This window comes from Vogesella urethralis (assembly GCF_007644045.2).
Taxonomy (GTDB): Bacteria; Pseudomonadota; Gammaproteobacteria; order Burkholderiales; family Chromobacteriaceae; genus Vogesella; species Vogesella urethralis.
The window spans coordinates 1-252 of sequence record NZ_VMDW02000011.1; the positions used below are offsets into that span (position 1 = coordinate 1).

At 59.5% G+C, this 252-nt stretch carries 1 protein-coding gene; it reads right to left on the reverse strand.

Annotated elements, in window-relative coordinates; genetic code table 11:
• The coding region (locus FLQ03_RS00285; RefSeq protein WP_240802168.1) for a beta-eliminating lyase-related protein at window positions 1–252 on the reverse strand (252 nt) is incomplete at both ends.

A 252-nucleotide genomic window follows, 5' to 3' on the forward strand; every position in this document is an offset into this window, starting at 1 on the left:
GGTCATTTTGCGCCACCGGTTGGCGCGTCTGATGTAGTCTGCGCTGCCAACCAGCAGGGAACCTACCGGCGTGCCCAGCCCTTTAGAGAGGCATATGGTGAACGAGTCGCAATATTGGGTGATCGCTTTCAGCTCGCAGCCGTACTCCACCACGGCGTTGAAGATACGTGCGCCGTCAACGTGGAGGCCGAGCTTGCGCTCGCGGGTAAAATCCCATGCCGCTTTCAGGTATTCGCGCGGCAGGACTTTACC